The sequence below is a fragment of the Nocardioides solisilvae genome (assembly GCF_003194625.1).
In the GTDB taxonomy this organism is placed as follows: Bacteria; Actinomycetota; Actinomycetes; order Propionibacteriales; family Nocardioidaceae; genus Nocardioides; species Nocardioides solisilvae.
Genome location: NZ_QHKX01000002.1, coordinates 1080132 through 1103360, shown reverse-complemented (window position 1 = coordinate 1103360; position 23229 = coordinate 1080132). Strand labels below are relative to the sequence as shown.

Annotated in this window: 23 protein-coding genes; 10 read left to right on the top strand and 13 right to left on the bottom strand. The window is 65.5% G+C overall.

From position 1 onward, the window contains the following. The 6 genes from DNK53_RS11315 to DNK53_RS11300 all read right to left on the bottom strand — a co-directional run. Nucleotides 1-191: transposase (locus DNK53_RS11315; protein WP_204163862.1), on the bottom strand; the 191-nt coding region annotated here is incomplete at its 3' end. Between the two features lie 96 nt (nucleotides 192-287). After that, nucleotides 288-425, bottom strand: a complete 138-nt coding sequence (locus DNK53_RS17535) for a hypothetical protein (protein WP_162599902.1) — start codon at nucleotides 423-425, stop codon at nucleotides 288-290. Nucleotides 426-658: 233 nt separating this feature from the next. Continuing rightward, the gene (locus DNK53_RS17530) at nucleotides 659-1672 is read right to left on the bottom strand and encodes an MATE family efflux transporter (protein ID WP_162599901.1); all 1014 of its coding nucleotides are present in this window, start codon (nucleotides 1670-1672) and stop codon (nucleotides 659-661) included. 518 nt (nucleotides 1673-2190) lie between these two features. Next, a complete protein-coding gene (locus DNK53_RS18380; protein ID WP_275425749.1) occupies nucleotides 2191-2742 on the bottom strand; it encodes an acyltransferase in 552 nt (183 codons plus the stop codon). 2 nt (nucleotides 2743-2744) lie between these two features. Continuing rightward, complete coding sequence (locus DNK53_RS18490; protein WP_420846499.1) at nucleotides 2745-3680, bottom strand: glycosyltransferase family 2 protein; 936 nt, start codon at nucleotides 3678-3680, stop codon at nucleotides 2745-2747. 20 nt (nucleotides 3681-3700) lie between these two features. Continuing rightward, nucleotides 3701-4765 carry an NAD-dependent epimerase/dehydratase family protein gene (locus tag DNK53_RS11300; RefSeq protein WP_110182326.1) on the bottom strand — a complete coding sequence of 355 codons (1065 nt, stop codon included), beginning with the start codon at nucleotides 4763-4765 and terminating at the stop codon, nucleotides 3701-3703. 379 nt (nucleotides 4766-5144) lie between these two features. Between DNK53_RS11300 and DNK53_RS11295 the strand changes: the two genes are divergently transcribed. Together DNK53_RS11295 and DNK53_RS11290 are read left to right on the top strand one after the other, a co-directional pair. Then, on the top strand, nucleotides 5145-6260 hold the full coding sequence (locus tag DNK53_RS11295; RefSeq protein ID WP_110182325.1) for a glycosyltransferase: 1116 nt from the start codon (nucleotides 5145-5147) through the stop codon (nucleotides 6258-6260). Between the two features lie 111 nt (nucleotides 6261-6371). Beyond that, nucleotides 6372-7574: a glycosyltransferase family 4 protein gene (locus DNK53_RS11290; protein WP_110182324.1), complete on the top strand. Its 1203-nt coding sequence runs from the start codon at nucleotides 6372-6374 to the stop codon at nucleotides 7572-7574. Here DNK53_RS11290 and DNK53_RS17525 read toward each other — a convergent pair. The 3 genes from DNK53_RS17525 to cysD all read right to left on the bottom strand — a co-directional run bounded on the left by DNK53_RS17525 (nucleotide 7537) and on the right by cysD (nucleotide 11307). Continuing rightward, nucleotides 7537-8928, bottom strand: a complete 1392-nt coding sequence (locus DNK53_RS17525) for a hypothetical protein (RefSeq protein ID WP_162599898.1) — start codon at nucleotides 8926-8928, stop codon at nucleotides 7537-7539. The two genes, DNK53_RS11290 and DNK53_RS17525, sit on opposite strands and share 38 nt — an antisense overlap. 163 nt (nucleotides 8929-9091) lie before the next feature. Next, on the bottom strand, nucleotides 9092-10393 hold the full coding sequence (locus DNK53_RS11285; RefSeq protein ID WP_110182323.1) for a sulfate adenylyltransferase subunit 1: 1302 nt from the start codon (nucleotides 10391-10393) through the stop codon (nucleotides 9092-9094). Beyond that, nucleotides 10393-11307 carry a sulfate adenylyltransferase subunit CysD gene (cysD, locus tag DNK53_RS11280; protein WP_110182322.1) on the bottom strand — a complete coding sequence of 305 codons (915 nt, stop codon included), beginning with the start codon at nucleotides 11305-11307 and terminating at the stop codon, nucleotides 10393-10395. Before cysD ends, DNK53_RS11285 begins: the two co-directional genes overlap by 1 nt. Nucleotides 11308-11529: 222 nt before the next feature. On the opposite strand from cysD, the gene DNK53_RS11275 reads away from it, so the two are divergent. Together DNK53_RS11275 and DNK53_RS11270 are read left to right on the top strand one after the other, a co-directional pair. Beyond that, complete coding sequence (locus tag DNK53_RS11275; RefSeq protein WP_110182321.1) at nucleotides 11530-11931, top strand: hypothetical protein; 402 nt, start codon at nucleotides 11530-11532, stop codon at nucleotides 11929-11931. Between the two features lie 93 nt (nucleotides 11932-12024). Then, the gene (locus tag DNK53_RS11270; protein WP_110182320.1) at nucleotides 12025-13758 is read left to right on the top strand and encodes a DUF4012 domain-containing protein; all 1734 of its coding nucleotides are present in this window, start codon (nucleotides 12025-12027) and stop codon (nucleotides 13756-13758) included. 1 nt (nucleotide 13759) lies between these two features. Here DNK53_RS11270 and DNK53_RS11265 read toward each other — a convergent pair whose 3' ends face one another. The 3 genes from DNK53_RS11265 to cysC are packed head-to-tail and all read right to left on the bottom strand — an operon-like array spanning nucleotide 13760 to nucleotide 18111. Beyond that, nucleotides 13760-15169, bottom strand: coding sequence for a tyrosine-protein kinase domain-containing protein (locus tag DNK53_RS11265; RefSeq protein ID WP_110182319.1), 1410 nt, complete (start codon nucleotides 15167-15169; stop codon nucleotides 13760-13762). 39 nt (nucleotides 15170-15208) lie between these two features. After that, entirely contained in the window at nucleotides 15209-16228 is a 1020-nt protein-coding gene (locus tag DNK53_RS11260; protein ID WP_110182318.1) for a sulfite exporter TauE/SafE family protein, read from the bottom strand. Beyond that, on the bottom strand, nucleotides 16228-18111 hold the full coding sequence (gene cysC / locus DNK53_RS11255) for an adenylyl-sulfate kinase (protein ID WP_239456483.1): 1884 nt from the start codon (nucleotides 18109-18111) through the stop codon (nucleotides 16228-16230). Before cysC ends, DNK53_RS11260 begins: the two co-directional genes overlap by 1 nt. 42 nt (nucleotides 18112-18153) lie before the next feature. Here cysC and DNK53_RS11250 point away from each other — a divergent pair, with 42 nt between their 5' ends. The 6 genes from DNK53_RS11250 (at nucleotide 18154) to DNK53_RS11225 (ending at nucleotide 21683) form a co-directional block, all read left to right on the top strand. Then, entirely contained in the window at nucleotides 18154-19113 is a 960-nt protein-coding gene (locus tag DNK53_RS11250) for an asparaginase (RefSeq protein WP_110182316.1), read from the top strand. 185 nt (nucleotides 19114-19298) lie between these two features. After that, the gene (locus DNK53_RS11245) at nucleotides 19299-19706 is read left to right on the top strand and encodes a helix-turn-helix domain-containing protein (protein ID WP_110182315.1); all 408 of its coding nucleotides are present in this window, start codon (nucleotides 19299-19301) and stop codon (nucleotides 19704-19706) included. A gap of 5 nt (nucleotides 19707-19711) precedes the next feature. Further along, nucleotides 19712-20335, top strand: a complete 624-nt coding sequence (locus DNK53_RS11240; protein ID WP_162599897.1) for a hypothetical protein — start codon at nucleotides 19712-19714, stop codon at nucleotides 20333-20335. Nucleotides 20336-20446: 111 nt separating this feature from the next. Further along, a complete protein-coding gene (locus tag DNK53_RS11235; RefSeq protein WP_110182313.1) occupies nucleotides 20447-20734 on the top strand; it encodes a DUF2516 family protein in 288 nt (95 codons plus the stop codon). An 83-nt stretch (nucleotides 20735-20817) separates the two neighbouring features. Continuing rightward, complete coding sequence (locus DNK53_RS11230; protein WP_110182312.1) at nucleotides 20818-21183, top strand: phosphomannose isomerase type II C-terminal cupin domain; 366 nt, start codon at nucleotides 20818-20820, stop codon at nucleotides 21181-21183. Nucleotides 21184-21401: 218 nt separating this feature from the next. Next, nucleotides 21402-21683 (top strand): GIY-YIG nuclease family protein, encoded by a 282-nt coding sequence (locus DNK53_RS11225; RefSeq protein WP_110182311.1) that lies wholly within the window; start codon nucleotides 21402-21404, stop codon nucleotides 21681-21683. A gap of 138 nt (nucleotides 21684-21821) precedes the next feature. Here the strand turns inward: DNK53_RS11225 and DNK53_RS11220 are convergent, their stop codons facing one another. Beyond that, nucleotides 21822-23213: a sugar nucleotide-binding protein gene (locus tag DNK53_RS11220; protein ID WP_110182310.1), complete on the bottom strand. Its 1392-nt coding sequence runs from the start codon at nucleotides 23211-23213 to the stop codon at nucleotides 21822-21824. Nucleotides 23214-23229 lie beyond the last annotated feature (16 nt).

Below are 23229 nucleotides of genomic sequence, written 5' to 3'. Positions count from 1 at the left end.
CGCAGCTCCTCACGGTCGGCGTCGGTCTGACCGGGACGCCGGCCGTCTTCGATGTCAGCCTGCTTCATCCAGTTCGCCAGGGAGCCTTCGGAGATGCCGAAGTCCTTCGCGATCTGCTTCAACGAGGACTGGCCCTGACGGGCCACGGCCACGACGTCGTCGCGGAACTCTTGGGGGTAGGGCTTTGCCACGGGGACATCCTTCCAGCGAGGAAGATCCTCACAGGTCAGGTGTCAACCAAACTCGGGGCAGACCCGCCTACGGTCTCGAACGCCTTGCGGTTGTCCTCAATGACGCCGACGTCGACGAGGTCGGACGTCCCGAGGTGGGCCTGGGCGGTAGGCGTAGAGCCGGTCCTCCAGCGCCTTGACGACGGTCTCGTTGTCCTTGGCGGACATGCCCGGCACGTTGTAGCCGGTGGTCATCTGGTCACCCCCTGTGGTCGTTGTACGACGACCGCAGTACCCAGTGCCGCGCCCGCTGAAGGAGGACGATGGACCGCGCGATCGAGAAGGCGACCCGGCAGCCGCTCGCCGTAAGAGGCGGATTGCACGATTCAATACCTGTCGGTCCGACATCCAAGGCGGCTACGACACGAGCCCAACTCGTGCAAGCGGTCGCATCGTGCCGCGATACCCCGTCGGTGGCTATCGGATCTTCAAGGCGATCCACAGTGTCGGCGTGACATAACGTTCTTAGTGACGGCAACGACAACTTGCTTCCGCAGCAACAAGAAGGCGCCACATCCAACGCAGAGCAGCATGCACAAAGCGCTCACGGCGATCCTCGTGAGCGCATGACTACCATAATCGGTCAAGAATACGAGACACCCAGCGGTCACCGCTAGGCAGACACTCAAGCGACCCAGGACCTGGAGTATTTCAGGCAGCGCCAAGTCCTCTTGGAGTCCTGCACGGCGCGCCGACCACGTGCACGTCAGTATTACAGCCACGAAGGCGCCGAAAACTTGAGCGCCTGCAACCCCCAGCGCTCCGAAATGGCGACCGAGAACAACAGAGAGCACCACCGTGATCATCGCATCCGCCAATGGAGGAAAGATCACACGATGATGGGTGCCTCGCGCAATAAAGGCCATGCTTAGGGGCGTCATTGTCAGCCGAATGGTCATAGCTAAAGGGACAAGAAGAACGGTAGCAATCGAAGTCTGCGTCGACGCAAGGCCATCGCTCCCAGCCAGAACGAATAATCCGATCGCCCAACTGCCGACGCAGCACGCCAAGAGCAGAAGCGCGTTGACACGCGTCGACTGGGCGAGAAGCTTTCTAAACCCTTGCCGGTCCAATGTAGAACTCAGTTCTGGCAACAGAGGAGCGATCGCCGCGTTAGAGAAGCCCGATACCGCCAAAGCCATCGAGGTCGCTACCGCAAACGTCGCAACGCCGGCGAAATCCAGTGCGCCCACGAGGCTTGTTCCGAGCCCGTTCACCGCCAATACGCAGGCACTCCAGACGATCAAGGGACCCGAGTAGCCAAGGATCACGCGAGAAGATACGCGTGCTGGGTCTTGGTCGGCACGAAGGGACACGCCCTGCCGCACTCTCCAATACTTGGCAGTCAAAAAGACCGTTCCCAGAATGCTGGGAAGGGAGTAGGCGGCGGCCAGAATCGCGAGGTCTGCGGTAAACAGAGTTGATCCCAAGACGCATGCCATAGACAGAAGTCTGCTAGCAGTAGCGACGATAGCGGGAAAAGCCGACTGCTGCAGGCCCGCGAAGTAAGAGGACACTCCGTTTAGAACCAGCAAGGATGCCTGGCCCGCCACCAGTATGACTAGCGCGCTTGCCGGTTCAGCACGGCCGTTGTCATCAATTTCGGGGAAGACGTAGTAGAGGAATGGCGCCAAGAGTATAGAGGCGGATACTCCCAGTGCGGCAACAGACGCCAGGACCCTGTTTCCCGCATCTGCCCACGCGACCGCTCGAGTCGGGCTTCCTTCAGAATGCGCCCTAGCGACACGCGCGCGAACGGTGGCATAAAGACCTAGATCGAGGTAGAGAACGATAGTGCTTGTCGAGAAGACGATCGCCCATGTGGAAAAGGCGGTAGTTGGGAGTAAGAATACTAGAAGAATGGGTAGCGCCACGACCACGGCACTGTTGGACACCGCCCTCAGCAAGTTCCATAGCGAATTTGAAACGAGAAGGCGTGACCGGGATTCATTCATCGGTGTCAAGAGTCGAAGGACTTGATCACCCGTGCAGGCGCGCCGACCGCAATAGAGTTAGGAGGGATGTCGCGGGCGACTACCGAATTGGCGCCGACGATACTATTCCTCCCGATGGTAACATTGGGAAGAATTACAACATTCGCTCCGATGAAAACCCTTTTCTCGAGCCGCACGTATGATGTCCCTGGCGCCAACTGCCTGGCGCGATTCCCATCCGCAGCGGTCCCGACCGGATGGGTTGCATCCACAATGGTGACGCGGGGAGCAATGGCCACTTCGTCATCAAGGTGGACCTCGCAGGAGGCAACAATATGAGCGCCTTGTTCAATTGTGACATTGTCGCCGATCCAAAGGTGCCCGGGTTTCTCGTTCGGACGGTTAACAACCTCAAGGCGCGCGCCATCTCGAATCATGCAATGCCTCCCGATGTGAATCTGCTTCGGGTAACGGAGCAGTAGCGGCTTGCGAATCCAACTGCGGCGGCCCATCGAACCAAAGCGCCGGGTATACCAAAGGACAGACATAGCTTTCCAGTACAGGTTTCCCAAGCTCACGCTTAAACTCCATCCCATTGTTCTGCCCAGCGCCCTTCGTCGTGTGGCCAAGATTCCAGGGAGGGTGGCTGGAATACAGCTAATTGCAATCCCTCAAGAAAGGCTCTCACTCGATTCGTAGTAGCGGAGATAGGGTCAGCCCTTACGAGCAGACGCGCCAAAGTCCATACCGTCATGTAGCACAGGGCGCTGAACTGTTGCACCCTAGAACAGTGGATGCGACACGCGAGAACCCAATTTCTAGTGATCCATCGGGTCGAAAAAGGGCCTGTGTATTCACCCGTCAGTGAACTCGCTTTGTGGAAGAACACGGCGGAACCAGTCGACCACAGTGACAGCCCTGCCCGGCGTGCGCGTATGGCGAAGTCAACATCATCACCGTAGACGAAGAATTGGGGATCCATGAGCCCGACATTCTTGAACACGGAACTGTGAACGAGCAGAACACAAGTCGAGGCATACGAGACAACCTTCGTCTCCCTAGGGACAGCCGAGAGTGGTCGGCCCATGCCCACGTGCTTGACCTTCGCCCCTCTCCATAGGTAAAGATGAGCATCGGTATACCAGACTGAGTGCGGGGGCTCCTCAGCTTCGATGAAGGGCGAAATTATCGAGGCCCCCACGCGCTCGGCCTCTCGGACTAGTGAATGAAATGCTTCGGCATTGAAGCAGGTGTCGTTGTTGATCAGCAGAATCCAATCAAAGCCCTCCTTGAGGGCCGCAACAATCCCTTGATTGTTTCCGAACGCGACCCCCCTATTGCCGGAATTGCGAATGATTTCCGCCGGGCGAGATTCGGAGTAGGTGGACAGAACGTCTACGGTGGTGTCCTTTGACGCGTTATCTATCGCGAAGAGTTTTGTCTTGACGGGATCTAGCTCGGACACGCTGGTCAGAAAGTCTGCCAGAACGTCTTCGCTGTTATAGGTGACGGTCACAAGCGCAACTCGCGGCGAACTCACGGCAGTTCCTTCTCGACCCAATCGAGCACCTGAGACAAACCTGCAACGAGAGTCACCGAACTACTGTGCCCCAGGACGTCTCGCGCCCTTGTGACGTCCGCGCTGGCTGCGCGCACGTCTCCAAGCCGGTACTCATTCGTGACATGGGGTTCAGGGGCCCCTGCAATCTCGGCGATCTGTCGAGCTACGTCTAGAAGAGTCGTGGATCGTCCAGAACCAACGTCAAATCGGTCCTCAAGAGAGCCTCGTGCATCAATTGCATTTCTAATCGTTCGTGCTACGTCCGACACGTGAACGAAGTCTCGGATGATGTTACCGCCCTCAAAGACTCGAATTTGTTCATTCGCTATCGCTTGGCGCGCAAAATATGTGAGGACGCCGGTATAGCTATTCTTGACCGATTGTCCAGGTCCGTATACGTTCTGCAACCGCAAAATGCACAGATCCACTCCCAAGGCCGAGCACCATGCGCTCATGAGATGCTCTTGCGCCAACTTCGTCGCAGCGTAGATATTGCTGGGTCGTGGCTCTACCGTTCGTGCATCCTGTGGCAAGGGTGTCCCCGCAGCGCCATTCTTGTCCACTGGTTCCCATCGTGCAGAAGCAAGATGCTCGACACGTCGGGGCGGCGCGTAATACGTGGAGCCGTCTAGGTGTTGCCACTTGCCTTCCCCGTAGACGGCCCTGGAGGAGGTCAGGATCATTCTGTCGGGCATCCAGCCGGATCCTGAAATCGCATCGAGCAACGTCGCCGTCCCATTGACGTTCACGGATGCGTGACGAGAAGACTGAAGTAGGGACTGTCCGGTGCCAGTCTCGGCTGCAAGGTGAACGAGTGTATGCGGCTTGAATCGCGCCGCTCGATCGACCACGTCCGGATCCGTGATGTCACCTTGTAGAAACTCGACTCTAGCTGGACTGTCGGCTGACCAATGGTCCACCGAATGCACCTGCGGATGCAGATTATCAACCACAAGGACCTTGTCGGATGGGGCCAGCTGCTTAAGCAGGGTGGAACCGATGAAGCCGGCTCCGCCGGTGATGAGCAGGCGTCGCGACATGGTGTCTCCTGTTTGCTTGCGAGCTGTCGGTTGGCCGTTGGACGCGGCGCCGATGACGTTACATCAAGCACCGGATGCCTCCAGTTGATGTGCGGTATGGGCGCGGACGACGAGACGGACGGTCAGCGCGGACTGCCACGTAGGGCGCCTCTGCGCTCGTAGAACGAGCCTCGGCGCACATGGATCGTCTCGGGTGTTGCCACCCCTCCCGCTCCGAAGCAGGCGCGCGCGGGGTGGCGGTGGGAGGGCGATCCCTCAGATCAAGCCATGGAGGGACGTGCGAGGGACATCGTTTCAGCGGCTACGGTTAGAGCAAGTCTAGGTTGGCGACGCTGTCGGCCGGCGGACTCGGTACCTGAGCGTCGAAGGGACAGTCAGAATGGATCGGCAAGAGAGCATTCGGGTGATTCATATCATCCGAGCTCCCGTAGGTGGCGCCTTCCGACACGTGCGAGACCTGATCAAGGGACTAGGGGCGCTCGGGGATACCAACATTCTTATCACCGATCCTAGGCATGCCCAGAAACTGGGCGTTCAGGTATCCGGCGATGCGGCCAGCGTTCTCTTCGCTCGCATGGGGAGATTGCCAGGTCTAGGCGACCTGCTTTCCCTCGCAAGAGTTCGAAAACTCGCTGCTCCGCAACGGGCGCAAGTGCTTCACTGCCACGGCGCCAAGGCAGGACTATACGGGAGATTGATTGCTCCTACTCTGCGACCCAGACCGCTGGTCATATACACGCCGCACGGCGGGGTCTCGCATATTCGAGGGTTAAAGTCTCGCGTGCTTGGCCTCGTCGAGCAGATGCTCCTGCCTCTGACGCACAGGATCATTTTTGTCTCCGCGGCGGAGAAGGAGATGTTCAACGAGTCAGTTTCTCGAATCCCCAGCGGGCGTGCGGTCGTTGTGTACAACGGCCTGTGGGAGTCTGAATTTGAATACTTTGGCAGCCTCAGCGAAAAGGACATCGACGTCTTGTTCTTGGGGGAATTGCGGCACATCAAGGGCGTCGACGTGTTGCTGCGTGCACTCGCACACTTGAGCGATAAGGGCGTGCAGTTGCGGGCGGTAATCGCGGGCCCGGGGGACCCTCGCAGTCGAGAATATTTCGTGGACATGGCCCATTCGCTCGGGCTTCGAGAAGTAGCGTTTCCGGGATGGGTTGAGGCGGAAGAGACGCTTCGGCGCTCGCGTCTCCTTGTGTTGCCCTCGCGGGGAGAGGCCCTGCCATATGGCGTCCTAGAAGCGGTGGCGCACGGCGTTCCGACGGTAGCTAGTCGGGTCGGCGGAATTCCCGAGGTCATTCTGGACAACGAGGATTTGGTTGATCCAGACGACTGGTTGGGTCTCGCGAATGCTATTGAGCACGCGACGACTCACTACGGCGAGGCACTCCACCGAGCCGCCAAACGGCGGGAGAGGGCTAAGGAACTCTTTCGTGCTCAAGATTGCGTGGCCGCCACCCGAAGGATATATTCGGAATGTGCCTACGAGTAGCCAAGAATGTTGACATAATCTCTCAGTTGGGGCTGTAACGAGAGTACGTAGGCGGAACGTCACCCCCGCCAGTCACACCGTATAAGTCTAAGGGGAACTGTGAAGATTGTAATGGTCACCAACCAGGTGGCGCCCGACAAGATGGGTGGCCTGGAGCGGTACGTCCGCGAGTTGTCGTCACAACTCGTCCTGGACGGGCATCATGTGTCGATAATTGCGAAAAGTGCCGTGGCGACTTTCGCGGATGCGGAGGTGATGAGAGAAGACGATGGCGTCGAGGTCATCCGGTACGCAGCACCTGCAAAGACGAATCCGCTCTTCGCCGCCGCCTACCCTGTGTCGGTTTATCGAAGCGTGCGTCAAGCCTTCGCGCTGGCTGGACTGGATGACAGTCGCGCCGCGAGGGATACGGTGGTGCACGGGCACTTTCCCATCCCGATTCTCCCTGCCATTGCCAAGAGCCTGCCCTACCTGTACACGTTCCACGCGCCGTTGCACAAGGAGATCCTAGGCGAACGACAGGACTCCTACCTCCTGCCGCGGCCCGTCCAGAGGCCCGCCACTGCAGCAGTTAAAATGCTTGACGCACTCGTACTGCGGAGGGCCCGCCGCGTTACTACCTTGAGTGAGTACATGCGTGGTGAGGCGCTGAGTCTGCTACGCAACGGCGATGAAAAGATTCGAGTTATCCCAGGCGGCATGGACACGTCTCACTTCTCGCCAGACTCCAGTCAGGCAATGCCTCGGATTTTACCGGCAGGGCCAGTCATCTTGACTGCGCGTCGACTTGTTGAGCGGACTGGGGTAGAAAATCTGGTACGTGCGATGCCGCAAATCCTGGGCCGCATTCCGACGGCGCAACTGGTGGTCCTGGGAGAGGGGCCGCGTCGCCCCGCGATCGAAGAGTTTGTAGCCCGACATGGACTGGATGCGTCCGTTCACCTGCTTGGCCGCGTCTCTGAGGAGGAACTGCTTGGGTGGTACCGGTCCGCCACTATTGCGGTGACTCCAACCTATGAGCTAGAGGGCTTCGGCCTCGCAACCGCCGAGGCTCTTGCTTGCGGAACGCCTGCGCTGGTCACGCCCGTTGGCGCGAATCCGGAAGTCGTATCGGGTCTCGGCCGCGACTTCATCACCAACGGATACGAGGCCGACGAGATAGCGGCCGCAGTTACCAGTCTGCTGTCCGCACCCGAGAGGCTTGCGGAAGCAGGTGGTCGGGCTAGATCCCTAGTCCATCCTGCGTTGGGTTGGCCAGAGGTCGCCGACCGAATGGTCAGTCAGTACGACGAGTTGCTCGCTGGGCGGCACTGAGACGATCTCTATGTCCAATAGGCGAACCTCTGTCGGCGATCGCGCCGCCTGTCCGACCGCGCGTATGGTCGAGCCCAGCATTGGCGTGCAGGCCCGTTCCTATGAGTGTCCACAAAATGGGAGACGTGAAGTCGGCAATGGAGATGAAAGAGGCCGTCAGTAGGGCGGTCAGCGCCGCCATCTCCGCAAGGTTTCGTGCCCGCATACCATTGCGAAGGGCGAGGTAGCACAAACCAACGAACGTGCATACCCCCACCACGCCGATGGTTGAGGCAAGCATCGCGAGCATTGATGACGCCCGGTTGCTGCCTAGCCCAACGCCGAGACCGTACGTTTGAGCCGTGAGCTCCAGCGCGTGGAGGTCCGCAAAACTCCGGGTCGTGAGAGACATAGAGCCCTGTTTGGAGGCCAAGATGTTAGACACGAAGTCATACCCTGGTTGGCTCAGGAATAAGGCAATTCCCGTTCCTAAAGAAATGGCGACGAAACCCGGCAAAGATAAACGTCCGGTGCTAAGAGTCCGAATAGTCGCCGCCGCGAGAAGCAACGAACCTCCCACTGCAGCTCCAAGTACCGCTGTCCCAGCCTCTGAAAGATAGAGCGTGAGGGCGGCGACGGAAGCCATAAGGATATCACGGAGTCGATTGCCTGCGCTGCTCTGTGTCAGTGCACTAACGGTGAAGAATGCTAGTGCCGTAAGGCTGAAGGCTCCCAAGTGCGAAGGCTCGGATAGGTGTCCCCTCAGGCGAGTGTCCAACTCGGCATAGAAGAAGCGGGGATTTGTATCAAATAGTTCGTGCGGATAGTTCGCCCCGAGCAACGTAGCAGCGGCAGCCATTCCTCCTGCAAATGTCCCAGTTGTCAGGGCTACTCGGATGACGTCGCGACCTATCCCGAGGCGTTTAAGTACGAACGTGACAAGAATCAAGTTCACCGCGAGGTACATGACTTGCGCCACATTGGACGCCGAGTACGTCAGTTGGGACTGAAAGCGAACCTGCTCATCGAGCCCTGTCCCCGATGCCAGTACCGATAGCCCCGAGAATAGCCAAGGGGACGCAGCGGTCGTCAAGACTGAAATGCCGGCGAGGAGCAGGCACAACACCTCCCCGCGTGTCGTCGGGGTGCCAGGGCTCCTGAAAGTGGCCGCGAGCAGAATAAGGGCAATAATTCCGAGGTAGTGGGGAGCAACGCCGAACGGCCCAATGGTCAGAGCCGCGGAATCGTAAAACGGAAAACTTATGGCAGCTGCGACGCCGACACGCTTCGTTCTAGCTCGCGCATCAGGGCTGGGACTAGCAGCTGCCATCACTAGAAGGAGGGCAAAGACCCCTCCAAGGGGTGTGATGGACATGCGCCTTTCCTTAACGCCTTGTTGACTGAAGCGTAAGTCCGACCAGCAGCAATAGACGCGCGAGGAGCAGGTCAATGATGGATTGGCGCCACGTGGTTACCGTGCCCAAAGGACAGTCCTTCCGTTAGTGGAGAGAGAGAACCGTCTCGCCGCAGGGTTATGATCAGGCGCCGGAGTTGATCATCCCCGCTCCGACCGTCACCCCTGTGGCCTCGTCGATGAGGATGAAGGATCCGGTGGTCCGGTTCTTGGCATAGGGGTCGCACAGCAACGGCACGGTCGTGCGCAGCTGCACCCGACCGATCTCGTTGAGCCCGAGCTCCCTGGTGTCCTGGTCGCGGTGCAGGCTGTTGACGTCCAAGCGGTACTGGATGTCCTTCACCATGGCGCGGCCGGTGCGCGTCGTGTGCTTGATCGCCAGCTTCTGGCGCGGGCGCAGCGGCTCGTTGGTCATCCAGCAGATCATCGCGTCGATGTCCTGGCTCGGCTTCGGCGCGTTGTTGACGCGGGCGATCATGTCGCCGCGGCTCACGTCGACGTCGTCGGCGAGGCGGACCGTCACCGACATCGGCGGGAAGGCCTCGGAGATCTCCTGGTCGAAGAGGTCGATCCCCTCGATGGTGGAGGTCATGCCGCTGGGTAGGACGATCACCTCGTCGCCAGGCTTGAGGACGCCGCCGGCGACCTGACCCGCGTAGCCACGGTAGTCGTGGTAGGCGTCCGACTTGGGGCGCACGACGTACTGCACGGGGAAGCGGACGTCCTGGAGGTCGCGGTCGGAGGCGACGTGGACGTGCTCGAGGTGGTGCATGAGGGTCGGTCCGTGGTACCAGGGCGTGTTCTCGCTGCGGGTCACGACGTTGTCTCCCTGGAGCGCCGAGATCGGGATGACCTCGAGGTCCGGGATGTTGAGCTTGGTGGCAAAGGCCGTGAACTCGTTGTGGATCTTCTCGTAGACGGCCTCGTCCCAGTCGACGAGGTCCATCTTGTTGATGGCGAGCACGAGGTGGGGGACGCGCAGCAGCGAGAGCAGCACCGCGTGACGGCGGGACTGCTCGGTGAGGCCGTGACGGGCGTCGACGAGCACGAGGCCCAGGTCGGCGGTCGAGGCGCCGGTGACCATGTTGCGGGTGTACTGGATGTGCCCCGGGGTGTCCGCGATGATGAACTTCCGCGTGGGGGTCGCGAAGTATCGGTAGGCCACGTCGATGGTGATGCCCTGCTCGCGCTCGGAGCGGAGACCGTCGGTGAGCAGCGCCAGGTCGGTGTAGTCGTAGCCCTTGGACTGGCTGGTCGACTCCACCGCCTCGAGCTGGTCCTCGAAGATCGATTTGGAGTCGAGCAGCAGGCGACCGATCAGCGTCGACTTGCCGTCGTCCACCGAGCCGGCGGTGGCGAACCGGAGCAGGTCCATGGGAGCGCGGCCCTCGTGCTTCTCGGCGACGGGGGAGATCTCGGGGCTCATCAGAAGTAGCCTTCCTTCTTGCGGTCTTCCATGGCGGCCTCGGAGAACCGGTCGTCGCCGCGGGTCGCCCCGCGCTCGGTGACCCGGGCGATGGCGATCTCGTCGATGATCTCGGCGGTCGTCCTGGCCTCCGACTCCACGCAGCCGGTCTGGGACTTGTCGCCCACCGTGCGGAAGCGGACCATCTTGGTCTCGACCGTCTCGCCCTCCCTGGGCTGGACGGCGTCGGAGAGACTCAGCCACATGCCGTCGCGCTTGATGACCTGGCGCTCGTGGGCGAAGTAGATGGAGGGGATCTCGATGCCCTCGCGGTCGATGTAGTGCCAGACGTCGAGCTCGGTCCAGTTGGAGATCGGGAAGATCCGCATGTGCTCGCCCTCGTGCAGGCGGCCGTTGTAGAGGCTCCAGAGCTCGGGGCGCTGGTTCTTCGGGTCCCACTGTCCGAACTCGTCGCGGTGGGAGTAGACGCGCTCCTTGGCGCGAGCCTTCTCCTCGTCGCGGCGACCACCACCGAAGGCGGCGGTGAAGCCCTCCTCCTCGATGGCGTTGAGCAGGGTGCCGATCTGCAGGCGGTTGCGCGACGTCTTGCCGTCGTCGACCACGACGCCGTTCTTGATGGCGTCATCGACGCTCGCGACGATGAGGCGCACGCCGAGGCGGTTGACCCAGTTGTCGCGGGTCGCGAGGACCTCGTCGAAGTCGAGACCGGTGTCGACCTGCAGCACGGGGAAGGGGATCTTCGCGGGGAAGAACGCCTTCTCGGCGAGCCGCATCATGACGATGGAGTCCTTGCCACCGGAGAACATCAGCACCGGCTTCTCGAACTCAGCAGCGACCTCGCGGAAGATGTGGATCGACTCCGCCTCCAGCTGGTCGAGCTGACTCAACTGGTAGTCGGGATGGGTCTGGGTCATGACTGACTAGCGCCTCTCGTCGGAACAGCAAGCCCACATGCTAGCCGTGCCCTCGGGGGAGCCCGACATCGTGGTCCGGCGTGGGAGCCGTGTTAACAGTTGATGACGATGTGTCCAGAAAGCGTCGTCGATGTGCACGATCCAACCGGGTCACGTAAGGTCACGTCCAGACATCGCACCACCCACAGACTCTGACGCCTTTCACATGGGGGAGACGTACACATGAAGAAGCTCATCGCCGGCGCCGCTGCCGCGGGCCTGCTGACCGCTGGCCTCGTCGGCACCGCCGGGACCGCCAACGCCGCGCCCTACCCGGGCTCCGTCGTCACCGACACCAAGACCCAGGCGCCGCTGGTCATCAAGCGCAACAAGGTGAAGATCAAGGTCGACGTCGGCGTCGACGGCAATGTGACCCCCAAGGGCAAGCTGATCTTCATCGTCAAGAAGCCCAACGGCAAGAAGGTCAAGCGCGTCCAGCGCACCTACAAGGGCAAGAAGCGCTACAGCACCGGCGACCTGCCGCGCGGCAAGTACAAGATGGTCGTCAAGTTCGTCCCGAACAACAAGAACTCCGTCTACAAGCGCTCGCGCGACGTGGTCAAGTTCAAGGTTCAGCCGAACTGACCCCACTGTCTCATCCAGAAGGCCTCGTCTCCCTCGGGAGACGGGGCCTTCTGGCTACGCTGGCCTCTGCTCTTCCCCGACGAAGGAATCTGAGTGTTCACCCTGCGCCGTGTCCTGGGCCTGCTGGTCGTCGTCCTCCTGATCGCCCTCGGGGTGGTCGGCTGGGTCGGCTGGCAGCTGAAGAGCGATCTCGAGGCCGCGGAGGGGCATGCGCGCGACCTCCAGTCCGCGCTGCAGTCCGACGACCGCGACGCCGCTTCGGACGCCGCCGACGACCTCGAGGAGGCGAGCTCGTCGGCCCGGGAGCGTGCGGAGGGCGCGGTGTGGAGCGGCGTGGGACTGCTTCCCGTCGTGGGTGACGACGCGAAGGGGGTGCGGGCCCTGGCGCGGTCGTTGGAGGTCCTCTCCGCGGACGCCGTGCCCCCGCTGCTCGAGACCTCCGAGCTGCTCGGCGAGGTCAGCCGCGGAGACGGCGCCAACCTGTCGGCCGTGCGCTCCCTGCGCTCCCCGGTCGAGCAGGCCGCGACGGCCCTCGGGGCGGCGCGGGACGAGGTCACGGGCCTCGACAGCGCAGGGTACGTCGCGGCGCTGCGCGACCCGTTCGACGAGTACGCCGACCTGATCACGCAGGCGGACCGCGGCTTCGCCGCGGCGACCACCGCCACCGAGCTGCTGCCCGGGATGCTGGGCGGCTCCGGCAATCGGGACTACCTCGTGGTCTTCCAGAACAACGCGGAGGTGCGGGCGACCGGCGGGTTGCCCGGCGCCTGGGCCCACGTGCGGACGGATCGCGGCAGGGTCGAGATGGTCGAGCAGGGCTCGACCGCGGACTTCCCCGAGCGGGACGCGCCCGTCCTGCCTCTGACCCCCGCGGAGCGCAAGGTCTACGACGTCCAGCTCGGCACCTACTGGCACGACGCCAACTTCACCCCGCACTTCCCGCGCGCGGCCGACCTCTGGCGCGCGCATTTCGAGGAGACCCGGGAGACGGAGCTCGACGGCGTGCTCAGCCTCGACACCGTGGCCCTGGCCTACCTCCTGGAGGGGACCGGGCCGGTGAGTGCTGCCGGGGTGACCATCGACTCCGACAACGCCGTGGACGAGCTTCTCCACCAGACCTACCGCGAGCTGGAGGACCCCGCCGCCCAGGACGCTCGCTTCCAAGCCGTGTCCACGGCCGTCTTCGAGGCCGTGACGGGCGAGCCGCAGTCGCCGATGGACCTGGCCGCCGGCTTCGGCCGCGCCGGCCGGGAGGGGCGTTTCCTCGTGCACTCGTTCCGCTCCCAGGAGCAGCAGGAGCTCGCCGGCACGGCTGTGGCGGGGGAGCTCCCCAGCAACGACGAGGCCACCCCGTACGTCGACGTGACGCTCGACGACGCGACCGGGTCGAAGATGTCCTACTACCTGCGGCACGGGGTCAAGGTGCGGGCGGAGTCCTGCACCGGCGACGTGCAGCGGCTGGCCGGCTCGATGCGCCTCGGCTCCACGATCTCCGCCGACGAGGTGGAGGACCTGCCCGTCTACATCTCCGGGGGCGGCACCTACGGCACCGAACCCGGCTCCCAGCTCGTGGTCGTGCGGCTCTACGGCCCGGTCGGCGGCGAGATCAGCGACGTGAAGTTCGACGGGGAGCCGGTGGACGCTGAGACGATCGACCTGGACGGCCGGCCGGTCGCCAACCTCGTGGCGTTCCTGACGCCCACGGACAACGTCGACGTGACGTGGCGGATGACCACCGGCGAGGGCCAGACCGGCGACGGGGTGGTCGGGGTGACGCCCAGCATCGTCTCCGGTGACGCCGACACGACGTTCGAGTCCGGCTGCTGAGTCAGGCTTCCGCCGTGCGGCCCCGACGACCCTTCTTCGGCTGGACCTCGACGTCAGGGGCGTACCCGTAGCCGTAGCCGTACCCGTAGCTGCCCATCCCCTTGCGGCGCGGGACCATGTTGAGCACGAGGCCCACCGTGCGGGCACCGACCGCCTCGAGCCGGTCCACTGCGTGGGCGAGCTGGTCGCGGGTGGTCTTGCCGTGACGGGCGATCAGCAGCGCGCCGTCGGCCTGGGCGGCGATCAGCGCGGCGTCCGTGACGGGGAGCAGCGGCGGGGCGTCGATGATCACGAGGTCGAAGCGCGAGCGCAGGTCGGCGAGCAGCTCCTCCATGGCGTGCGACTGCAGCAGCTCCGACGGGTTCGGAGGCACCGCGCCGCTCGGCAGGACGGTGACGCCGGAGTCGTGGTCCTGGAGCGCGTCGTCGAGGGAGACCTTGCCGACCAGCACGGTGGTGAGCCCGATGGTGTTGTCGACGCCGAGCGCCAGGGCGAGCCGGGGACGCCGTAGGTCGGCCTCCACCACGACGACCTTCTGCCCGGTCTGCGCCATGGTGAGCGCGAGGTTCGCCGAGGTGGTCGTCTTGCCCTCCCCGGGCACAGAGCTGGAGACGACGTAGACCCGGCCGCCCGCCTGGTCGACGTCGACGAACTGCATGTTGGTGCGCAGCACGCGGAAGGCCTCGACGCGCGGCGCGTGCGGCTCGAGCGAGGTGACGAGCGGCCGCTTGGGGGCCTGGCCGTCGAAGGTGATGGAGCCGAGCACGGGGGCCTTGCCGGCCGCCGTGGCGTGCTCGGTGGTCTTGACCGTGTTGTCGAGGACCTCCCGCAGCACGGCGATGCCGAGGCCCAGCAGGAGGCCCAGCACGCCGGCGAGGCCGTAGTTGCGCACCGGCTGGGGGGAGACGGGGTTGTCGTTGAAGGAGGCGTCGTCGACGACGGTGGCCTTGACCGGGGCGCGGCTCTCGCCCGACGGGGTCTCGAGCTCGCGGATCAGGTCCTGCAGCTCCTCCACGTAGGCCTGCGCGAGGCTCTGCGCGGCGCGCGCGTCGGGGTCGGTGGCCGTGATGGAGAGGATGACGGTCTCGGGCACCACCGAGGCGGCCACCCGGTCGGGAAGCTCGCTGATCTGGTCCTCGTCCAGGTCGAGCCGCTGGCCCACGACCTCGGCGAGCTCGCGGCCGCCGACCAGGTCGGCGTACGACGACACCCGCTGGGTGGCGAAGAGGTTGCCCTGGTAGGCCTGCGAGGTGTCCGACTGGCTGGTCGAGACGAAGAGGCGGGCGGTCGAGGAGTACTGCGGCGTCGCGTTGAGCGTGAAGAGCGCGGCGATGCCCAAGCAGACCGCGATCGTCGCCAGGATGAACATCCAGCGGCGTTGGACGATGCGCCAGTAGTCGCGGAGTTCCACGGTTCCCCTTAGTCGTGGCAGACGATGTGCCCGGTCAGCCTAACGGCCCGGGTCCCTTTTCATGCCAACGAGACCGGGGCGGTAGGACGGGTCCTCCAGCTGGGCGACGGTGGGAGAGCCGAACATCGGCAGACCGGTCGTCCGGCGGATGACGCCCCAGACCAGCGGCACGAGCACCACCATGACCAGGCCCACGCCGGCGACGAGCATCGGCGACGTCTCGTCCTCGCCGGCGCCCAGCGGCGCCCAGCCCGCCTTGTCGAGCAGGGCGACGCCCGACATCGTCAGCACGACGACGATGGCCCGGCGGATCAGCGACTGCGGGACGCGTGGCGCCAGCTTGCTGCCGAGAATGGTGCCGGGCACCGAGCCCAGGACCAGCGGGATGAGGATCCCCCAGTCGAGGCCGTGGATCGCGATGTTGGAGATCGCCGCCGCCAGCACGAGCGGCACCGCCTGGACCAGGTCGGTGCCGACCAGCTTCACCGCCGAGAGGCCGGGGTAGAGCATGAGCAGCGAGATCATGATGACCGAGCCCGAGCCGACGCTGGTGACACCGACGAGCAGCCCGCCGGCCATGCCGACGAGCAGGGTGGGGATCGGACGGATGGTCGGGTTGTCGTCGACCTCGTGGCGGCCGGCGCGCACGCGGAGCAGGTTGATGTAGAGCCGGAGCGCGTAGGTGAGCGCGGCGAGGAGCAGGGCGAAGCCGATGCAGAGCTTGAGGGTCCGGTCGAGGTCCTCCGGACTGTCGGTCAGCCACTTGATGAGGTAGGGCCCGAGCAGGGCCGTGGGGACCGACCCGATGATCAGCCACATCGCCAGCTTGAGGTTGGGGGAGCCCTCCCGCTTGTGCACGATGGCGCCGCCGGTCTTGTAGACCGCGGCGGCCGTCAGATCGGCGGTGACGACCGTGGCCGTCTCGCCGACGCCGAGGAAGATCAGCGCCGGGGTCATGAGGGCGCCGCCGCCCATGCCGGTGAGGCCGACCACGACGCCGACGATGAACCCGGCGGCCAGGATGCCGAAGAAGGCCCCGGTGAGGACGTCGAGATCCATCAGGCGCCCCTGCTCTCGGTGAGGGCGGGGACCACGACGTCGAGGTGACGGTCGATGAGGTCGGCGCAGGCGCGAGCGGCCTCGGGGCCGCGACGGTAGGGGTCGGGCACGTCCAGGGAGGCGTCCGGGACCGCCCGGCGGCGACCCAGCTCCTCGACCAGGGCGCGGCCGCGCAGGTCGCTCTGCTTCGCCGCCTCGGCGAACTGGCCGATCGTGAAGACCTTGCGGAAGGCCTGCGGGTGCTCCTCGAGCAGGAACGCCCGGTGGGTGCTCTCGGCGGTGAGAATCACGTCGGCTCCCTCGACCACGTCGCGGGAGAGCGGCCGGCTGGCGAAGGCGTCGTACGTCGTGCCCTCGGCCAGCACCGCGGCCATCTCGGCGTTCAACGGCTCGCCGTCGTGGCCGTGGGTGCCGGCGCTGGTGAACTCCAGGTCGGTGCGGTCGCCCAACAGACGGCGGGCGGCCACCTCGGCGTAGGCGGACCGGCAGATGTTGGCCGTGCAGACGAAGAGCACCTTGAGCGGGCCGGGGGTTGAGGAGGGCGTGCTAGCGCCCGTCGGTTCCTGAGGAGGTTGCGCAGCAACCGTCTCGAAGGGCTCGAAACCACCGCCGGTTCGGGTCAAATCGAGGTGACCGGTCCTCGCCAGCGCCACCAGCACGTCGTCCAGCGCCTCGTCGATGCTGCGCCCGGTGGTGTCCACCCGGACGGAGGCGTCCTCGGGCTCCTCGTAGGGCGAGGAGATGCCGGTGAACTCGGGGATCTCGCCGCGGCGGGCCTTGGCGTACAGCCCTTTTCGGTCGCGGCGCTCGCACTCCTCGAGCGGGGTGGCTACGTGGACGAGGAAGAACTCGCCGCCGGCGTGCTCGACCATCTCGCGCACCTGCTGCCGGGTGGAGTCGAAGGGGGCGATGGGGCTGCAGATGGCGACGCCGCCGTGGCGGGCGATCTCGGCGGCGACCCAGCCGATCCGGCGGATGTTGGTCTCCCGGTCCTCCTTGGAGAACGTGAGACCGGCCGAGAGGTTCCGGCGGACCACGTCGCCGTCGAGGGAGGTGACGGTCCTCTCGCCCTGCTCGAGCAGACGGTCCATCAGGGCGCGGGCCAGGGTCGACTTGCCGCTGCCCGAGAGGCCGGTGAAGAAGAGGACCAAACCCTGCCGGCCCGGGGCGGGGCGGTCGAAGTCGACGATCGCGGCGACCTCATCCGGCCTGTCCTCGCTGGTGTCGGCGACCAGGGTGTGGACCGGGTCGCCCTGCGCGTAGTTGTCCACCACGGTGACGGAGAGCTCGTGATCGAGGTCGGCGTCCCCGTGGGAGGGGAACGGGACGACGACCACGGCGGCGTCGGGCAGCAGTCGGGCGGCGGCGAGGCTGGCGCGGACCAGCCCGACCGGGGAGAGCGACGGGGTGCCGTGGCCGGCCAGCGCGAGCAGGACCAGCGGCCCCAGCCGCTCGAGCTCGGCGAGCTGGGCGCTGGTGAGCGCGTCGGTCACCGGGACGAAGGTGCGGCCGGCGAACCGCTCCCGCGTCTGCGCGGGGGTGAGGTAGTGGTCGCGGAACGGGCCGAACTGGGCGTGGGTCAGGGGCTCGATGCGGAGGGGTGGTTTCGAGACAGGCGCTAGCGCGCCTTCCTCAACCACCGAGTCGGTCCCTGAGGAGGGCGTGAAGCGCCCGTCTCGAAGGGCCCGGGCGAGGGGAAGGCCCTCGGGGTCGACGAGCTCGACTGCCTCGGCCTCGCGCAGCGCGGGAGGCAGGGTCAGCGTGATTGCGCTGCCCGGCTCGTTGAAGCCCGTCGTCGGCGCGTAGGCGCCCGACACGAGGAGCTCGAGGTCGTCGAGCTCCACCGGGGTGGGGCAGTGCTGGGGCAGCGAGGTGTCAGGCACGCCCGGCATCCTCTCAAATGTCGAGTAGTTAGCCTCGACAACATGTCCAGTGTTGCTGTCGTGGCTGAGGTCGTCCGTTCCGGGTTCGTCGAGGGCCATCATCGCGGGTCCGTGGTGGCCTTGGCCGCCGACGGCTCCGTCGACTGGTCGGTGGGCTACGTCGCGAGCCCCGTGCTGCCACGCTCCTGCAACAAGCCGGTCCAGGCTCTCACCATGGTCCGGCTCGGTCTCGACCTGCCGCCCGACCTCCTCGCGCTGTCCAGCGCGTCGCACTCGGGGGAGCCCTTCCACCTCGAGGGAGTCCGCCGGATCCTGGCTGGAGCCGGGCTCGCCGAGGAGGCGCTGCAGACCCCCGCCGACCTCCCGCTCGACGACGCCGCGAAGGAGGCGGTCCTGCGTGAGGGCGGCCAGCGGACCCCGGCCCGGATGAACTGCTCAGGCAAGCACGCGGCGATGCTCGCCACCTGCGTGCAGCGCGGCTGGGACACCGCGACCTACCTCGAACCCACCCACCCGCTCCAGGTCGCGATCGCGGAGACCTTCGCCGAGCTGACCGGGGAGCCCGTCGAGGTGACCGCGGTCGACGGCTGCGGCGCGCCGCTCCTCTCCGCGTCGCTGACCGGGTTGGCCCGGGCGTTCCGGACGCTGGCCGTCGCGACCTCGGGACCCGAGCGGCAGGTCGCGGACGCGATCCGTCAGCACCCGACGTACGTCTCCGGCACGACGCGCGACGAGGCGGCGCTGCTGCGCGCGCTGCCCGGCGCCATCGGGAAGGCGGGGGCGGAGGCCTGCTATGCCGTCGCGCTGCCCGACGGGCGCGCCTTCGCGCTCAAGATCGACGACGGCGGCACGCGCGCCCGGCCCGTCGTCATGGCCGCGGCGCTGGAGAGGTCCGGCGTGCTGGAGATGGACGGCGTGGACGGTGACGCGGTGCGTGAGACCGGGAAGCACGTGCTGCTCGGCGGTGGGCGGGTGGTGGGAAAGGTGCGGGCTCGGCTGTAGTCCCTTCGAGACGGTTGCTGCGCAACCTCCTCAGGGACCTGGGGGCGGTGCTGGGCAACCTCCTCAGGGACCGAGGGACGGTGCTGCGCAACCTCCTCAGGGACCGAGGCGTACCCAGTTTGGGAGTGGTTGGGCTCACGCCGGATCTGCTTGCAAGTGCTAACTCTTGCAAGCACACTGGAGGAGTGGCCAAGGGAAAGATCGGAGGGCTCGGGGACTACCTGAGGGAGCAGCGGCTCGCATCCAAGCTGTCGCTCCGCCAGCTCGCAGACCTCGCGGGCGTCTCGAACCCCTACCTCAGCCAGATCGAACGCGGTCTGCGCAAGCCCTCGGCCGACGTGCTCCAGCAGATCGCCAAGGCGCTGCGGATCTCGTCGGAGCAGCTCTACGTGCAGGCCGGGATCCTCGACCCGCGCGAGGGGCTGGAGGGCACCACCGAGACCGCGATCCTGGGCGACCCCAGGCTCACCGAGCGGCAGAAGCAGTCGCTGCTCGACGTCTACACCTCCTTCCTCGCGATGAACGCGGGGGAGGGCACAGCTCGACCGCCGGAGACTCCGACCGCCGAGGCTCCATCCACCGAAAGGGAGTGAACGAGATGGCCAAGACCACCACGAAGTTCGACGTACGCACCGGGGCCGCGAAGGTCTTCTACGCCGGGGTCGGCGTCAACGACCTCGCCGTCGAGAAGGTGCGCACCTACGTCGCCGACGTGCAGACCAAGGTCGCCGACGTCCAGAAGGACGTGCAGGCGCGGGTCGCCAAGGTGCAGAAGGACGTCAGCGGCTTCGACCTCGACCTCAACGCCCTCCGCGCCCGCATCGAGGCCCGTGTGGCCGAGCTGCAGGCTGACGCCGCGGCGTACCCGGCGAAGGTCCAGGCCCTGCTCGACGAGAACGTCGACACCGCCACCGCCACCTACGCCGACCTCGTCAAGCGCGGCGAGGTCCTCGTCGGCCGCATCCGTCGCCAGCAGTCCACCCAGGCCACCGTGAGCCAGGCCAAGGCGACCACCACCAAGGCCAAGACCACGACCACGCAGGCCAAGAAGACCGGCAGCGCGGCCAAGAGCACCGCCAAGAAGGCCGTCAAGAGCACCCCGGCCAAGAAGAAGGCGGCCACCACGAAGTCGTCGGCCAAGGCCACCGCCACCACCGCCGCCAAGACCGCGTCGGCTGCGACCACCGCCGTCGCGGACGCCGCCCAGAAGGTCGGCGACTGAAGGACGGGTGACGAGGGGCAGATGACGCTCTTCTAGCCGGACCCCGCATCGGGACAGCCCCGGACGCCCCGGCGTCCGGGGCTGCTGCGTGCCTGCCCGTATCCTGAACGCGTGGACTTCTTCGCGTTCCAGGGCGGCGTCATGCTCCTGGTCTTCTTCGCCCTGCTGCTGGTGAAGGGCTTTGTCTTCGTCACCGCGCTGATGTTTCCCGCCGAGGCCTACGAAGCCGCCGGGAAGCTGACCAAGGTCGCGTGGTGCCTCATCCTCGGGCTCGGTTTCGCCGCCGCACTCGTGCTGCCCGGTGTGCTGGGGCTCATCAACATCGCCTTCACGATCGCCGCGTTCGTCTATCTCGCCGACGTCCGGCCGGCCCTGCAGAGCCTCACCAGGCGTCGCTGAACGGATTCAACCCGGACCGCCGGCACGGGATACGGTTGTCGCTGTCATTGTCATCTGACGACGAACGAAGCGGGGAGAGACAGATGCTGGCATCCGAGGAGCGCCCCTGGGGCTCGTGGCACGTCATCGACGACGGCCAGGGCTACAAGGTCAAGCGAATCCACGTGAACCCCGGCCAGCGGCTCTCGTACCAGACCCACGAGCACCGCTCCGAGCACTGGGTCGTCATCTTCGGCATGGCCACGTGCGTCATCGACGGTGAGACGATCGTGGCCGGGCCCGGTCACTCGGTCGACGTGCCCCAGGGCGCGGCTCACCGAATCACGAACATGCACTCCGAGGAGCTCGTGATCATCGAGGTGCAGCACGGCAACTACACCGGCGAGGACGACATCTGCCGACTCGAGGACGACTACGGTCGCGAGGAGCCGGCCGCGGCCGACGCCTGACCGACCCTTGCTGGTTGAGGCTTGGTCCCTTCGAGACCCTCGCTGCGCTCGCTCCTCAGGGACCGGTGGTGGCATCGAGACGGCGCTGGCGCGCCTCCTCAACCACCGAGGGCCGCAGGTGGCACCGCTGGTTGAGGAGGGCCGCCAGGCCCGTCTCGAAACCGGCACTTCTCCACAGCCGTCCCCGCTCACCCGGCGGGCGACGCCATCCTCGACGCATGCCCTACGCCTACCTCCTCCGCTGCGCTGACGGCAGCTACTACGCCGGCAGCACTCGCAACCTCGAGCGCCGACTCTGGCAGCACAACCACTCGCCTGAAGGTGCGGCCTACACACGCCGCCGGCGGCCCGTCGTGCTCGTCTGGTCGGCGGAGTTCGAGCACATCGGGGAGGCGTATGCCTGGGAGAAGCGGATCCAGGGGTGGAGTCGTGCGAAGCGTGAGGCGCTGCTCCGTGGGGATCTCGACGCGTTGGTGGGGTTGTCGCGGCGGCGGGGGTAGGTGGTTTCGAGACGGCGCTGGCGCGCCTCCTCAACCACCGGAGTGGGTGGTTTCGAGACGTTCGCTGTGCTCGCTCCTCAACCACCTTTGGTCGGCGGTTGAGGAGGGCCGCCAGGCCCGTCTCGAAACCGAAGCCGCTCAGCCGGCCAGGTAGCGACGGAGGGCCTCGGAGGCGTCCTCGGGCTCGAAGCCGGTGGCCCGGATCTTGGCCAGGTCAAGCGCGCTGTTGAGAGGGCGCGGGGCGATCCCGTCCTTGCTCGCGAAGTACTCCTCCGTCGTGGTGCCCGAGACGTCGTCGCGGCTGCGGCCGGAGAGCTCGAAGACCTGCTTGGCGATCTCGCACCAGGAGGCGGCCGGACCGCCGTTGGAGAGGTTGTAGGTGCCGTGGTCGGCGCCGGTCTCCAGCAGGTGCTTGGTCGCGCGGGAGAGCTCGGTGGTGAAGGTGAGCCGACCGACCTGGTCGTCGACGACGCTGGGGGACACGCCCTTCTCGGCGAGCGACCGCATGGTGCGGACGAAGTTGTTGCCCTCGCCGATCACCCACGAGGTGCGGAGCAGGTAGTGCTTCGGGGCGAGGCCGACCGCGATGTCGCCCGCGGCCTTGGACTGCGCGTAGACCCCCAGCGGGGAGAGTGGCTCGTCCTCGGAGTGGCCGGGGTCGAGCGGGGCGGTGCCGTCGAAGACGTACTCCGACGAGTAGTGGACGAGCGTGAAGCCGTGCTCGCGCGACAGTCGCGCCAACGTCGCCGGGGCGCTCGCGTTGGCCGCCCAGGCGGTGACGCGGCCCTCGGGAGTCTCGGCGGCGTCGACGGCCGTGTAGGCCGCGGCGTTGAGCACGACGTCGTACTGCTCCCAGGGCCACGCTGAGACCTGCTCGGCGTTGGTGACGTCCAGCTCGTCGAGGTCGACGAGGTCGGCGCCCGGGAAGTCGGCCTGCAGCGCCCGGCCGAGCTGGCCCTTTGCGCCGATGATCAGCGTCTTCTGCCGCGCGATCGCGGTGCCGCGGTCGAGCTGAGGGTTGTTCTGGTCCTTCTCGGAGATGATCGCCTCGGCCAGCGGGATCGGCCACGGGATCGCGACCGTGGGGTCGTCGAGCGCGAGTGCTGGGTAGGTGATGCCCGGACGCCAGTGCTGGTTGACCAGGTAGGTGTACGCCGTGTTGTCCTCGAGGGTCTGGTAGCTGTTGCCGACGCCGCGCGGGACGAAGATCGCCACCGAGGGGTCCATCTCGAGGGTGAAGGTCGCGCCAAAGGTGTCGCCCTCGCGCATGTCGACCCAGGCGCCGAAGATGCGGCCGGTGGCCAGCGAGACGAACTTGTCCCACGGCTCGGTGTGGATGCCGCGGGTGACGCCCCGCTCGGAGTTGAAGGAGACGTTGTTCTGCACCGGCCCAAAGTCGGGGAGCCCGATGGCGAGCATCTTCTCCCGCTGCCAGTTCTCCTTGAAGAAGCCGCGGGCGTCCTCGCGCAGGTCGAGGCGGACGACGACCATGCCCGGGATGGGGGTGGTCTCGAGGGCGGGGAGGGACATCAGGCTCCTTGGTTTC

Excerpts from the sequence above, each read along its gene's own strand:
- DNK53_RS17535 (WP_162599902.1), bottom strand. The coding sequence starts at position 425 with ATGACCACCGGCTACAACGTGCCGGGCATGTCCGCCAAGGACAACGAG.
- DNK53_RS17530 (WP_162599901.1), bottom strand. The coding sequence starts at position 1,672 with ATGGCATGCGTCTTGGGATCAACTCTGTTTACCGCAGACCTCGCGATT.
- DNK53_RS11300 (WP_110182326.1), bottom strand. The coding sequence starts at position 4,765 with ATGTCGCGACGCCTGCTCATCACCGGCGGAGCCGGCTTCATCGGTTCC.
- DNK53_RS11295 (WP_110182325.1), top strand. The coding sequence starts at position 5,145 with ATGGATCGGCAAGAGAGCATTCGGGTGATTCATATCATCCGAGCTCCC.
- DNK53_RS11290 (WP_110182324.1), top strand. The coding sequence starts at position 6,372 with ATGGTCACCAACCAGGTGGCGCCCGACAAGATGGGTGGCCTGGAGCGG.
- DNK53_RS17525 (WP_162599898.1), bottom strand. The coding sequence starts at position 8,928 with ATGTCCATCACACCCCTTGGAGGGGTCTTTGCCCTCCTTCTAGTGATG.
- DNK53_RS11285 (WP_110182323.1), bottom strand. The coding sequence starts at position 10,393 with ATGAGCCCCGAGATCTCCCCCGTCGCCGAGAAGCACGAGGGCCGCGCT.
- cysD (WP_110182322.1), bottom strand. The coding sequence starts at position 11,307 with ATGACCCAGACCCATCCCGACTACCAGTTGAGTCAGCTCGACCAGCTG.
- DNK53_RS11275 (WP_110182321.1), top strand. The coding sequence starts at position 11,530 with ATGAAGAAGCTCATCGCCGGCGCCGCTGCCGCGGGCCTGCTGACCGCT.
- DNK53_RS11260 (WP_110182318.1), bottom strand. The coding sequence starts at position 16,228 with ATGGATCTCGACGTCCTCACCGGGGCCTTCTTCGGCATCCTGGCCGCC.
- DNK53_RS11250 (WP_110182316.1), top strand. The coding sequence starts at position 18,154 with ATGTCCAGTGTTGCTGTCGTGGCTGAGGTCGTCCGTTCCGGGTTCGTC.
- DNK53_RS11240 (WP_162599897.1), top strand. The coding sequence starts at position 19,712 with ATGGCCAAGACCACCACGAAGTTCGACGTACGCACCGGGGCCGCGAAG.
- DNK53_RS11230 (WP_110182312.1), top strand. The coding sequence starts at position 20,818 with ATGCTGGCATCCGAGGAGCGCCCCTGGGGCTCGTGGCACGTCATCGAC.
- DNK53_RS11225 (WP_110182311.1), top strand. The coding sequence starts at position 21,402 with ATGCCCTACGCCTACCTCCTCCGCTGCGCTGACGGCAGCTACTACGCC.
- DNK53_RS11220 (WP_110182310.1), bottom strand. The coding sequence starts at position 23,213 with ATGTCCCTCCCCGCCCTCGAGACCACCCCCATCCCGGGCATGGTCGTC.